Source organism: Microbulbifer rhizosphaerae (assembly GCF_014191725.1).
Lineage (GTDB): Bacteria > Pseudomonadota > Gammaproteobacteria > Pseudomonadales > Cellvibrionaceae > Microbulbifer > Microbulbifer rhizosphaerae.
Window position 1 is genome coordinate 48131 of the sequence record NZ_JACHWZ010000028.1, and the last position, 11090, is coordinate 59220.

The 11090-nt window shown below is 63.0% G+C and carries 9 protein-coding genes; 6 read left to right on the plus strand and 3 right to left on the minus strand.

What is annotated here, in order from left to right:
- Positions 1-10: 10 nt before the first annotated feature.
- From FHS09_RS20475 to FHS09_RS20485, 3 genes are all read right to left on the minus strand, one after another.
- A complete protein-coding gene (locus FHS09_RS20475) occupies positions 11-994 on the minus strand; it encodes an alpha/beta hydrolase (RefSeq protein WP_183463418.1) in 984 nt (327 codons plus the stop codon).
- 129 nt (positions 995-1123) lie between these two features.
- Entirely contained in the window at positions 1124-2188 is a 1065-nt protein-coding gene (fba, locus tag FHS09_RS20480) for a class II fructose-bisphosphate aldolase (protein WP_183463420.1), read from the minus strand.
- A 126-nt stretch (positions 2189-2314) separates the two neighbouring features.
- On the minus strand, positions 2315-3478 hold the full coding sequence (locus tag FHS09_RS20485) for a phosphoglycerate kinase (protein WP_183463422.1): 1164 nt from the start codon (positions 3476-3478) through the stop codon (positions 2315-2317).
- Between the two features lie 188 nt (positions 3479-3666).
- On the opposite strand from FHS09_RS20485, the gene FHS09_RS20490 reads away from it, so the two are divergent.
- From FHS09_RS20490 to FHS09_RS20515, 6 genes are all read left to right on the plus strand, one after another.
- Positions 3667-4446 (plus strand): alpha/beta hydrolase family protein, encoded by a 780-nt coding sequence (locus tag FHS09_RS20490; protein ID WP_183463424.1) that lies wholly within the window; start codon positions 3667-3669, stop codon positions 4444-4446.
- Positions 4443-4640 carry a CPXCG motif-containing cysteine-rich protein gene (locus tag FHS09_RS20495; RefSeq protein ID WP_183463426.1) on the plus strand — a complete coding sequence of 66 codons (198 nt, stop codon included), beginning with the start codon at positions 4443-4445 and terminating at the stop codon, positions 4638-4640. Before FHS09_RS20490 ends, FHS09_RS20495 begins: the two co-directional genes overlap by 4 nt.
- Positions 4641-4791: 151 nt before the next feature.
- Positions 4792-7626 carry a M16 family metallopeptidase gene (locus FHS09_RS20500; protein ID WP_183463428.1) on the plus strand — a complete coding sequence of 945 codons (2835 nt, stop codon included), beginning with the start codon at positions 4792-4794 and terminating at the stop codon, positions 7624-7626.
- Between the two features lie 461 nt (positions 7627-8087).
- Positions 8088-9629: a S8 family serine peptidase gene (locus FHS09_RS20505; RefSeq protein ID WP_183463430.1), complete on the plus strand. Its 1542-nt coding sequence runs from the start codon at positions 8088-8090 to the stop codon at positions 9627-9629.
- Positions 9630-9726: 97 nt separating this feature from the next.
- Positions 9727-9957, plus strand: a complete 231-nt coding sequence (locus FHS09_RS20510) for a DUF350 domain-containing protein (protein WP_183463432.1) — start codon at positions 9727-9729, stop codon at positions 9955-9957.
- Between the two features lie 8 nt (positions 9958-9965).
- Complete coding sequence (locus FHS09_RS20515) at positions 9966-10778, plus strand: transglutaminase domain-containing protein (RefSeq protein WP_183463434.1); 813 nt, start codon at positions 9966-9968, stop codon at positions 10776-10778.
- The last annotated feature ends 312 nt before the right edge of the window (positions 10779-11090 follow it).

The window sequence follows — 11090 nt, forward strand, 5'->3', positions numbered from 1 at the left end:
TCCTACAAAACTAGGAATTCAGCCACTCGTCCATTGCCTGCAGTATCCGGTGCCGGTAGGGCTGGGTCTCGTTGATCATCTGGTGGCGCGCGCCGCGCACTATCACCCGCTTGCTGTTGGGAAAGCGGTCGCGCACGACGCGCATGTTGTAGCGCCAGGAGACGGTCTCGTCGCCGGTGCCCTGCAGCACCAGAATCGGTTTGGGATTTTTCGCGGTCTTGGGAAAGGTGTTGAGCCAGTCCACCATGGCGGTGAGCCAGCGCATGGACATCACCGGAGACTGAAGCGGGTCCCGGTGTGCCTGGCGGCGGGCGAACTCGGCATCGTGGGTATTGATGTTGAAGCCGCGGTCTGGATTCGCCAGAAAGAAGCGGCCCAGGTAATACCGCCACTTGCGCAGCTGCCAGCGCGCCGGGCGCACCAGCGGCGCCAGCAGGAAGATTTTGTCGAACGGCTGCCAGCAGCTGTATTGCAGGTAGGCCAGCAGCGCGGCGCCGCCGGTGCTTTGCCCGAGGGCGTGCCAGGGGCCCGGCAGCTTGTCGCGGGCGATATGCAGCAGTGCCTCCAATGCCTGCCGGTACTGCAAAAAGGTATCGATGGCCACCGGCTCGCCGCTGGAAAGACCGTGGCCCGGGAAATCGAAGATCACCACATTGAGCTCGCGCTCCAGGCCGAAGCGAATGGCCGAACCGTAAATGCCGGTATGATCGAAATAGCCGTGGCAGATAAACAGGGTACCGCGGGGCTTTTCCACCAGCCAGTACTGGGCCACCAGCTCAAAACCCGCCGCCTCGAAAGTGCCCACCCCGGTTCTGTGGGCCAGGGGAAACTGCAGGTCGTAGTAGTTGCGGTACTCCTGCAGGGCCGGCAGCAGCGGGCCCTCATCGTTGCCGCTGAAATCCAGCTCGGGCAGTTGCTCGCGCAGGGCCGAATAGTCCGGGCGCTTGATGACCGGGCTGTGTTCGACGGTGGTGATATCTTGCAGTAGGTCCATTGGATCAATGGTACTGCATTAGCGGGCCTGCGGCCCGCTTTGCGGAGCTGGAGCTCCGCGGTCCCAGGAGGCCCCCTCCCCCAGCCCCTCCCCCGCAAGCAGGAGAGGGGAGCTGATCTTTCAGGGGGATTACTTGATCTGCGGCTCCAGCTCGCCGGTCTCGTAGCGCTTGGACATATCCTCCAGGCCAACGGGGCGTATCTTGCTGGCATTGCCGGCGGTGCCGAAAGCCTCGTAGCGGGCCATGCAGATGTCCCTCATGGCCTCTATGGTGGCTTTGAGGAATTTGCGCGGGTCGAACTCGGAGGGGTTCTGGGCCAGGAAGCGGCGGGTTGCGCCGGTGGAGGCCAGGCGCAGGTCGGTGTCCACATTCACCTTGCGCACGCCGTGCTTGATGCCCTCGCAGATCTGCTCCACCGGCACGCCGTAGGTCTCGGGAATCTCGCCGCCGAATTCATTGATGATGGCCAGCCACTCCTGGGGCACCGAGGAGGAGCCGTGCATCACCAAGTGGGTGTCGGGAATCCGCGCGTGGATTTCCTTGATGCGGTCGATCGCCAGAATATCGCCGGTGGGCGGGCGGCTGAACTTGTAGGCGCCGTGGCTGGTGCCGCAGGCGATGGCCAGCGCATCCACCCGGGTCTTCTGCACGAAATCCGCCGCTTCTTCCGGGTCGGTCAGCAGCTGGTCGTGGGACAATTTGCCCTCGGCCCCCACGCCGTCCTCCTCGCCGGCCATACCGGTTTCCAGCGAACCCAGGCAACCCAGCTCGCCTTCCACGGACACGCCGCAGGCGTGGGCCATTTCCACCGCGCGCCGGGTGACGTCCACATTGTATTCGTAGGAGGCCGGGGTCTTGCCGTCCTCCTGCAGGGAGCCGTCCATCATTACCGAACTGAAACCCAGTTGGATGGAGCGCTGGCACACCGCCGGGCTGGTGCCGTGGTCCTGGTGCATCACCACCGGGATTTCCGGGAACTCCTCGATGGCGGCGAGGATCAGGTGGCGCAGGAAGGGCGCGCCGGCGTATTTGCGCGCGCCGGCGGAGGCCTGCACGATCACCGGCGAATCGGTCTGCTTCGCCGCCTCCATGATCGCGCGCATCTGTTCCAGGTTGTTGACGTTGAACGCGGGCACGCCGTAGCCGTATTCGGCAGCGTGGTCCAGCAGTTGGCGCAAGCTGATTAGGGCCATAAAAAATTCCTGTCTCGTCTCGGTGCGAAATGCTAAAAGCTAATAATTATTTTTGATGGTTTGTTTGTAGGAGCGGCCGCTGGCCGCGATCGCGGCCAGCGGCCGCTCCTACAGGAAACATATCGGTCAGTCTTGGGCGCGGGATTCGAGAATCTCCACTGCGGGCAGTGTCTTGCCCTCCACATATTCCAGGAAGGCGCCGCCGCCGGTGGAGATGTAGGAGACCTTGTCGGTGATACCGTACTTGTCCACCGCCGCCAGGGTGTCGCCGCCGCCGGCGATGGAGAAGGCATCGCTCTCGGCGATGGCTTTCGAGAGGCGCTCGGTGCCACCGCCGAACTGGTCGAATTCGAACACTCCCACCGGGCCGTTCCAGATAATGGTTTTCGCCCCGCGCAGTATTTCCTCGAGCTTTTCCGAGGATTGCGGGCCGATATCGAAAATCATATCGTCCGCGGCCACCTCGTCGGCGGGTTTGGTTTCCGCTTCGGCGGATTCGCTGAACTCCTTGCCGGTCACCACGTCCACCGGCAGCGGGATATCGCATTTCTGCATCAGGCTGCTCGCGGTATCCACCAGGTCGTGCTCGCACAGGGACTTGCCCACCGGCTTGCCGGCCGCGGCGAGGAAGGTGTTGGCGATGCCGCCGCCCACGATCAGCTGGTCCACTTTATCTGCGAGGGTCTCCAGCACGCTGAGCTTGGTGGAGACCTTGGAACCGCCGACGATCGCCACCATCGGCCGCGCGGGATTGGCCAGGGCCTTCTGCAGCGCATCCAGTTCCTCTGCCAGCAGCGGGCCGGCACAGGCCACCGGGGCATATTTGGCCACGCCGTGGGTGGAGGCCTGGGCGCGGTGGGCGGTGCCGAAGGCGTCCATCACAAAGATATCGCACAGGCTCGCATAGGCGCGGGCCAGTTGCTCGTCGTCCTTCTTCTCGCCGGGGTTGAAACGCACATTTTCCAGCAGCGCCACTTCGCCGTCGGCCAGCTCTACACCTTCGCGCCACTCCTTGACCAGCGGCACCTCGCACCCCAATAGTTTCCCCAGATGAGCGGCCACCGGGGCCAGGGAGAACTCTTCCTCGTATTCGCCCTCGGTGGGGCGGCCCAGGTGGGACATCAGCAGCACCCTGGCGCCGGCGTCTACAGCGGCCTGAATAGTGGGCAGGGCGGCGCGAATACGGGCGTCGGAGGTGACCGCGCCGTCTTTTATCGGCACGTTCAAGTCTTCGCGAATCAGCAGGCGCTTGCCTTTCAGGTCCAGATCCTTCATCAGTTTGACCGCCATTGCCAGTCCCCTCTGTTCTGTGGAAAAAGTGGGCGCGGATTATACCAACTGCGCCGGCCCGCCGCCGCCCCGGTGGCACCTGATATCGTTACCACGCGGTGTGGCCGCAAAAGACCGGCTGAAAGGCCAATTGCCCCGCCGGCCACCGCTCCCTACCATTGCCCGGAAACGGACAGGGAGATACTTCCATGGGCAGGCGGCACAAGGTGACCTTTCCCGGCGGCAGCGGCGCGCGGCTGGCCGGCATACTGGAAGTTCCGGCGAAGGGGCCGCAGCGCGCCACTGCTCTCTTCGCCCACTGCTTTACTTGTGGCAAGGACGTGCTGGCCGCCTCGCGCATCGCCCGCCGGCTGGCGGAGCTGGGCTACGCGGTGTTGCGCTTCGACTTCACCGGGCTGGGGAATAGCGAGGGGGACTTCGCCGACACCAACTTCTCCTCCAATGTGGCGGATCTGCTCGCCGCCGCCGAATTCCTGCGCCGCGAGCAGCGGCCGCCGGAACTGCTGCTGGGCCACAGCCTGGGCGGCGCAGCGGTACTCGCCGCGGCCGGCGCGATTCCCGAAGCCCGCGCCATCGCCACCATCGCCGCCCCCGCCGATGCCGAACACGTCACCCGCCAGTTCGCGGACTCCGTGGATACCATCCTGCGCGAGGGGCAGGCGGAAGTGCAGCTGGGCGGGCGGCCCTTCGTGATCCGCAAGCAGTTTCTCGACGACCTGCAGCGGCGCAGGTCCGGCCATATCCGCAACCTGGACCGGCCGCTGCTGATCTACCACTCGCCGCTGGACAATATGGTCTCCGTGGACGAGGCGGCGGAAATCTACAACCGCGCCATGCACCCGAAGAGCTTTATCAGCCTGGACGACGCCGACCATCTGCTAACCCGCCAGAAGGACGCGGATTACATCGCCGACACCCTGGCCGCCTGGGTCGGACGCTACCTGCCACAGCGAGGAACCACAGAATGATCCCGGGACTGGAAGAGCATCGCGCCAGTTGCCCTTATTGCGGCGAACCCATCACCCTGGTGGTGGACCGCTCCGTGGGCACGCAGACCACTATCGAAGACTGTTCAGTGTGCTGCCGCCCGGTAGTGGTGGTCGTCAGCGAAGACAGCGACGGCAACCTGCAGTTGGCCGTGCAGAGCGAGGACGACGCTTAGCCCCAATGCTGTGTTAGGAAAAACCTCCCCGCCGCTCCTACAAAAGTGACCTAACTCGACAGTATTGCGCTTAGCCCCCGTCGCAGTTTGCCAGCAACGGCGACGGCCGGTATAAAGGTCCGGGAAAATAACCAGGAAAAAGGAATTCGCCATGAAAAGTTTTTCCCGCAGCTGCCTGGCTGTCGCACTGCCACTGTTGCTGAGCGCCTGCGAAGAGCCCCGGCAGTCCGCCACACCCGCCAGTACTGAGGCAACCCCGGCCGCCGCCCCGGCTGTCGAAACCAAGGCCCCGGAATCCCTCTCCATTGCCTACGAAAAATTCACCCTGGACAACGGCCTGCGCGTCATCGTGCACGAGGACCCCAAGGCGCCGATCGTCTCCGTGGGGGTCTGGTACCACGTGGGCTCCAAGGATGAAAAGCCCGGGCGCACAGGCTTCGCGCACCTGTTCGAGCACCTGATGTTCAACGGCTCTGAAAACTACGACGACGAATTCTTCAAGCCCTTCGAGCAGGCCGGCGCCACCGGCATGAACGGCACCACCTGGCTCGACCGCACCAACTATTTCGAGACGGTGCCCAAGAACGCGCTGGATATGGCCCTATGGATGGAGTCCGACCGCATGGGCCACCTGCTCGGCGCCATCACTCAAGAGAAACTCGACGAGCAGCGCGGCGTGGTGCAAAACGAGAAGCGCCAGGGGCAGAATCAGCCCTACGGGAAAGTCTGGGAGCAGATGCAGAAGGCCATCTTCCCCGAGGGACACCCCTATTCCTGGACCACCATCGGCTCCATGGAGGACCTGAACGCCGCGTCACTGGACGACGTGCACCAGTGGTTCAAGACCTACTATGGCGCTGCCAACACCGTGCTGGTGCTGGCCGGCGATATCGATGTGCAGACCGCGAAGGAAAAAGTAGGCAACTACTTCGCCGATATTCCCGCCGGCCCGCCCCTGGTGAAGAAGAAAGCCTGGATCGCCAAACGCGACCAGTCCTCCCGCGAACAGATGTTCGACCGCGTGGCCCAATCGCGCCTGTACAAGGTGTGGAACACCCCCAACCTGAGCCACGCGGACGCCAACGCGGTGGCTCTGGCCGCGGCGGTGCTGGGCGAGGGCAAGAATTCGCGCCTGTACAAGCGCTTGGTCTACAAAGATCAGCTGGCCACCAACGCTTCGGTCAACCTGTATGAATTCGAGCTGGCCTCGATCTTCCAGGTGGTCGCCGATGCCAAGCCCGGCGTGGAGCTGGCCGAGGTGGAGAAGGCCATCGATGAGGAGGTGGCGCGCTTCCTGGAAGAGGGCCCCACCGCCGAGGAACTGCAGCGGGTCAATATGAGCGCCTACGCCAGCGTCGCCCGCAGCCTGGAACAGATCGGCGGCTGGAGCGGCAAGGGAGTCACCCTGGCCCGCGGCGAACTCTACCTGGGCGATCCCAACGCCGCCCTCAAGGCCCTGGCCGAGAAGCAGCAACTGACCCCGCAGCAGGTGCGGGCAGCGGCGCAAGAGTGGCTGTCCAGCGGCGACTACAACCTGGAAGTGCATCCCTTTCCCGAGTACAAGACCGCCGCCGCCGGCGCCGATCGCTCACAACTGCCGCAGCCGGGGGAATTCCCCTCGGTGCCTTTTCCGGAGCTCCAGACCGCGGAACTGGCCAACGGTCTGAAGGTGGTATTGGCGGAGCGCCACGCGGTGCCGGTGGTGGATCTACAGATATTGTTCGACGCCGGCTACGCCGCGGACCAGGGCAAGAAGCTGGGCACCGCCAGCTATGCCATGTCCATGCTCAAGGAGGGCGCCGGCGAGCTGGGCGCGCTGGAAATCAGCGAGCGGGAGGAACTGCTGGGCGCGCAGATCGGCGCGGGGGCGGATATCGACACCTCCACGGTGCGCCTCAACGCGCTGGCCGACAACCTGGACGAATCCATGGCCCTGTTCGCCGACGTGGTGTTGCGCCCGCAGTTTTCCGAAGAGGAAATCGAGCGCAAGCGCGGCCGCTGGCTGGCGGGCATCCAGCAGGAGAAGACCAAGCCGATACAGATGGCCCTGCGCAGCCTGCCGCCACTGCTCTACGGCGAGGACCACGCCTACGGCGTGCCCTTTACCGGCAGCGGAACCGAGGAGTCCATCCAGTCCCTGACCCGCGACGACCTGGTGCAATACCATGAGACCTGGTTGCGCCCGGACAACGCCACCCTGCTGGCGGTGGGCGATATCACCATGGACGCGCTCAAGGCACAGCTGGAAAAGCACTTCGCCGACTGGCAGAAACCCGAGACCCCGCTGCCGCGGAAAAACCTGGCGCAGATCGCCCATCCGGACAGCGCCCGCGTCTACCTGATCAACAAGCCCGGCGCCGAGCAGTCGATCATTATCGGCGGCCTGCTCGCACCTTCGGAGAAAATGCCCCGGGCCGAGGCCATGCATATGATGAACGACATCATCGGCGGCACCTTTACCGCGCGCATCAATATGAACCTGCGCGAGGAGAAGCACTGGGCCTACGGTGCCTACTCCTTCCTGACCGGTGCCGTGGGCCAGCAGCCCTACCTAGTGTACGCACCGGTGCAGACGGACAAGACCAAGGAGTCCCTGGCGGAACTGCAGAAGGAGCTGAATGCCTATATCGCCGATCGGCCGGCGCAGCAGGACGAACTGGAGAAAATCAAAAGCAAGCGGATCAACGAACTGCCCGGCCGCTTCGAGACCATCGCCGCGGTGGCCGGCGCCGCAGCGAATATCGTCATCTACGGGCACCCGCTGGACTACATGGACGGCTACGCGCAGCGGATTCGCGACATAGACCTGGAGCGGGTGCACCAGCTGGCGGGAGAGGTGATCAAGCCCGACCACTTCACCTGGGTGATCGTCGGCGACAAGGAGAAGATCGCCGCCGGCATCGAATCACTGGATATCGGCCCCGTGGCTGAGCTGGACGCGGATGGCAAGCAGCTCGACGAGCCGGCCGTAGCGAGCGATCAGTAACCCTCCCACCCCCTGTAGGAGCGGTCCGGCCGGGAGCGGTCCGGCCGGGAGCGGCCGCTGGCCGCGATCGATTTTAGCTACGAAGCCGAGTCAGATCGCGGCCACCGGCCGCTCCTACAGCGCTTATTCACAAGATTACAGCGCCAGGGAGGGCGACCTCCCATTTCCTTCAGATAGTACTTTTGTACATAGACAAACAGCAGCCCCTAGGGGGTGAGACGAACCTGGCGAACCCTCCCACAGGCATAAAACGTCCCCTCACCAGAATACTTTTCAGAAATAGTCATCACATCACACAACTGAAACATTCCAATTGGCGCCAATATCCTGCCTGTTATCTTTCGCTCCATCGCCACCAGCAGTCGGCGGCGCCGCATTCTCCAATCGAATGCGCAGGTGCCGCCGGGAGGCAGACCATTCCAATAACTAGATACGCTGAACACTTACTGTGGAGCACTACAATGACAAACAAGTTACCTCTCTTTGCCGCCAGCGCCCTGGCGTTGGCCCTCTCGGCCCAGGCCAGTGCCGATAACGACCGCTATATCATCAAGTTCAAGGAAGGCAAGGGCCCCGCGATCCAGGCACAGATGAAACAGCACGGCGGCCGTGTCGCCCTGGGGCTGGAGAAGCGCAACGCCGTTGCCGCCCACCTGCCGGAGAAAGCCCTGCAGGCACTGCAGAACAACCCGAACGTGGAGTATGTGGAAGAAGACGTCAAACGCTACCTGATGGCCCAGAGCGTGCCCTACGGAATCCCCATGGTGCAGGCGGACCAGGTGAGCGACGTCCTGGCCGGCAACCGCACCGTGTGCATCATCGACTCCGGTTACAACATCGCCCATGAAGATTTGTCCGGCAATGCCGTCACCGGCACCAGCGATTCCGGCACCGGCAACTGGTACGAGGATCAGGACGGCCACGGCACCCACGTAGCCGGCACCATCGCCGCCATCAACAACAGCGTGGGCGTGGTGGGTGTGATGCCCAGTGCCAACATCAACCTGCATATCGTCAAGGTGTTCAACGCCGATGGCTGGGGCTATTCATCCTCCCTGGTGGCGGCCGCCGACACCTGTGTCAGCAACGGCGCCAACGTGATCAATATGAGCCTGGGCGGCGAGCGCGCCTCCAGAACAGAAGAGCGCGCATTTGCCGATATCTATAATACCGCCGGGGTTCTGTCCATCGCCGCCGCCGGCAACGACGGCAACACCCGCCACTCCTACCCGGCCTCCTACGACTCGGTGGTTTCCGTGGCCGCCATCGACAGCAACAAGGCTGTCGCCGACTTCTCCCAGCAGACCGACCAAGTGGAACTCTCCGGCCCCGGCGTGGAGGTGCTCTCCTCGGTGCCCATGGGCACGGGCCTTGACACCTCCCTGACCGTGGCCGGAACACCGGTGGAAGCCCTGGCCATGGAGGGCAGCCCGCTGGCCTCCGCCACCGGCGCCCTGGCCGACTGCGGCACCGCCGAATCCGCCTGCACCGCGGCCGCCGACAAGGTGTGCCTGATCCAGCGCGGCAATATCAGCTTCGCCGACAAGGTGCTCAACTGCGAGGCCGGCGGCGGGATCGCCGCGGTCATCTACAACAACGAACCGGGCATGCTCTCCGGCACCCTGGGCGAAACCGTTACCTCCATTCCCTCCGCGGGCATCTCCGATACCGACGGCGCCGCCCTGCTGAACCAGTTGGGTGTGAGCACCACCCTGAGCGTGGAAGCCAGCGACTACGCCTACTTTAACGGCACCTCCATGGCCACACCTCACGTCGTCGGCGTCGCCGCCCTGGTGTGGAGCAACTTCCCCAACTGCGCCAACGGCGAAATCCGCGCGGCCCTGGACGCCTCTGCGGAAGACCTGGGCGCAGCCGGCCGCGACAACGCCTACGGCTACGGCCTGGTACAGGCCAAGGCCGCCGTGGATTACCTGACGGCCAACGGCTGTACCGGCACCAATCCCAGCGATGGGGGGAGCTGTAAGGGCAAGAACTGCAAATAAATCCGCTGCAGTTGCGACAGACTTAGGGGGCCTGCGGCCCCCTTTTTTTGTGGTCTAATAGGCGGCTACGAAGTTTTTCTGGTCGCGAGTAATAACTATGGAACTGGAATTTATCACCGCCACCCTGTTCAATCTGGGGGTCAATTTAATCTACACCTTTCTCGCCCTGCTGATCGGCATACTCTCCCTGATCGTAATCGACAAGAAACTGCTCAAGCACGTGGATATCGAAAACGAATTGAAGAGCGGCAATATCGCAGTGGCTATTTTCGCCTCCACCATCCTGCTGTTTATTGCCATCATTATCTCTTTCGGCCTGAAAGGATAGAGACAGGTATGCGCTACTGGATACTGGCAATTGGTTTCAGTACCGCCCTGACGCTGCCACATATACTGGTGACCTTATCCGGCGTCCCTTCGGCCGAACCTGAATTCCAACCGCGGGAGTTCGGCAGCCAGCCGGCAGAGACAGAGTACTCCAAGGACTCCCAGCGCGGCGTCGTGCGGGTGCAGGGCAGCAGCCAGCCCCTGACAGAAAAGTTTATCCAGCAGTCAGTGACCAAGCGCAGCCCCGAGCAGAGCGCCTATGTCTCCATCTGGCACTGGCAGGGCATTCGCGAAGCCACCGCATCCGCCCGCGGTCTGGACAGCGAGCACCACTTTGCCAGCAGTTACCTGGTGGGCTTCAAACCGTTCAAGACCAAACAACTCTGGGTACCGCTGTATACCCTGGCGATGCACAAAGAGTATCAATACGATCACCTGCAGTACTCCGGACTCGCCGACATCTGGCAGACCTCGCGGCAGGCCTATTACCAGAAGCGCGGCGACTGCGAGGATCACGCGATCCTGCTCGCGGACTGGCTGATAGAACTGGGCGTAGACGCCCGTGTCGCCATGGGCACCCACAACGGGGAGGGGCACGCCTGGGTGGTCGCCATTGCCGGCAACAAGGAATATCTGCTGGAAGCCACCAGCAAGCGCCGCGAGACCAGCTGGCAGGCGATGCCGCTGGCGGAATTGGCCGAAGGGTACGATGTGGAGTTTCAGTTCAACCGGCATTTCTTCTGGGCGAAGAAGGGTTCCAGGCCGACCCGGAAATATCGGGGTAGTCACTGGATAAAGAAATCGCAGTTTATTCGTGGCTGATTTGCAGAATGTTGGGGCGAACCCCCTGTTCGAGCCATAAGACTTGAGCTAAGCCATTTTTGTAGGAGCCTGCTTGCAGGCGAAAGGTGCGGGCAACAGACTTCCAGTTGTCATCCATGGCGAGGCGAGAGCCCGTTCGATCGGGCCCCGGCCCCGCCATCCCTGGCGGGTCGCCAAACCGAGCACAAAGCGGTGCTTTGTAAACACGCGGTTTGGCCCTGCAAGCAGGCTCCTGATATGGATTGACTTGTCAACTATTGGCACTGCATTTTCCGTTGTTCCTCTCTGTCAGTGGCTTCGGGTCAGGACATG

What these genes read in the sequence shown, in the direction of transcription:
- FHS09_RS20475 (WP_183463418.1), bottom strand. Translation starts at nt 994, where the DNA reads ATGGACCTACTGCAAGATATCACCACCGTCGAACACAGCCCGGTCATC.
- fba (WP_183463420.1), bottom strand. Translation starts at nt 2,188, where the DNA reads ATGGCCCTAATCAGCTTGCGCCAACTGCTGGACCACGCTGCCGAATAC.
- FHS09_RS20485 (WP_183463422.1), bottom strand. Translation starts at nt 3,478, where the DNA reads ATGGCGGTCAAACTGATGAAGGATCTGGACCTGAAAGGCAAGCGCCTG.
- FHS09_RS20490 (WP_183463424.1), top strand. Translation starts at nt 3,667, where the DNA reads ATGGGCAGGCGGCACAAGGTGACCTTTCCCGGCGGCAGCGGCGCGCGG.
- FHS09_RS20495 (WP_183463426.1), top strand. Translation starts at nt 4,443, where the DNA reads ATGATCCCGGGACTGGAAGAGCATCGCGCCAGTTGCCCTTATTGCGGC.
- FHS09_RS20500 (WP_183463428.1), top strand. Translation starts at nt 4,792, where the DNA reads ATGAAAAGTTTTTCCCGCAGCTGCCTGGCTGTCGCACTGCCACTGTTG.
- FHS09_RS20505 (WP_183463430.1), top strand. Translation starts at nt 8,088, where the DNA reads ATGACAAACAAGTTACCTCTCTTTGCCGCCAGCGCCCTGGCGTTGGCC.
- FHS09_RS20510 (WP_183463432.1), top strand. Translation starts at nt 9,727, where the DNA reads ATGGAACTGGAATTTATCACCGCCACCCTGTTCAATCTGGGGGTCAAT.
- FHS09_RS20515 (WP_183463434.1), top strand. Translation starts at nt 9,966, where the DNA reads ATGCGCTACTGGATACTGGCAATTGGTTTCAGTACCGCCCTGACGCTG.